The 1,192-nt window shown below is 68.9% G+C and carries 2 protein-coding genes; both read left to right on the top strand.

Annotated elements, in window-relative coordinates; translation table 11 throughout:
* A partial coding sequence (locus PUR56_RS12555) for a hypothetical protein (RefSeq protein ID WP_329879489.1) occupies positions 1–285 on the top strand: 285 nt, incomplete at its 5' end.
* A 10-nt stretch (positions 286–295) separates the two neighbouring features.
* Positions 296–1,192, top strand: an 897-nt coding sequence (locus tag PUR56_RS12550; protein ID WP_329948952.1) for a carbohydrate ABC transporter permease, incomplete at its 3' end; no start/stop codon positions are given.

Below are 1,192 nucleotides of genomic sequence, written 5' to 3'. Positions count from 1 at the left end.
TACATGGACTTCCACGCGATCTTCCCGTACGACCTCGGCAAGGTGGACCCGGCCGTGAAGGCCACCGTGGACGGCAAGGTCAAGGCCGACCCCAACTGGGCGCCCATCTTCGAACAGCTCGCCCGCAACACCCCCGACCTGGTCCTCCAGGACCGGCACGCCTTCCAGGCCCGCTGGGACGCCCAGAAGGCCAACATCGTGGCCGGCGTCAACGGCCAGGCATCCGTCGACAAGGCGCTGAAGACCGTCGACGACCTGGTCGGCCAGGCCCTCGGCAAGGAGTGACGGAAAGCCGATGACGACCATGACCGACCTTCCCGCGAAGCACCCTCCCGGCGGCACCGCCGCCGGGAGCGGCTCGGACCGCGCCGGGCAGACCTCGAAGTCCCGGCGGCGTTCGACCGGAGCCCTGGCCGGCTGGCTCTCGGTGGCGCCCGCGCTGCTGGTGATCCTGGGCTTCACGTTCTACCCGATGGTCCAGTCGATGCTCCTGAGCACCGACCACTGGAACCTGCTGGGCCCGCGCACCTTCGTCGGCGCGGAGAACTACCGGACCATCCTCGGCGCCGGCACCTTCCGCACCAGCATCGTCAACACGCTGGTGTTCACCGCGATCACCCTCCTCGGCACCTACGTGCTGGCGCTGGCCACCGCGACGGCCGCCAACCGTGAACTCGCCTCCGCCCGCCTCGTCCGCACGGTGACCGTGCTGCCCGCCGTCATCCCGATGGTGGTCGCCGGCCTCGTCTGGAAGTGGCTGTACGAGCCCGACCACGGACTGATCAACACGCTGATCGGCCTGTTCGGCGTCGACGGCGCCCGCTGGCTCTTCGACAACGACCTCGCCCTGCCCGCCGTCGCCGTCGTCAGCATCTGGAAGGAGTTCGGCATCTACGCGCTGATCCTCCTCGGCGGACTCCAGCGCATCCCGGACGAGATCTACGAGGCCGCCACCATCGACCGCGCCGGCCCCTGGCGACAGTTCCGCTCGATCACCCTGCCGATGCTCAAGCCGGCCACCGCCGCCGTCTTCCTCCTGCTCCTGTTCAACTCCTTCAAGGTGTTCGACCAGGTGTGGGTGATGACCGAAGGCGGTCCGGGAACCGCGACGCTGACCGTCGTCACGTTCATCTACACCCGCCTGCTGACCGACGTGGGCGTCGCCTCCGCCGCCTCGGTGGTCCTGTTCGTG

Source organism: Streptomyces sp. BE303 (assembly GCF_036290945.1).
Lineage (GTDB): Bacteria > Actinomycetota > Actinomycetes > Streptomycetales > Streptomycetaceae > Kitasatospora.
The sequence above is the reverse complement of the archived record's forward strand: the minus strand, read 5'-3'. Positions and strand labels throughout refer to the sequence as shown.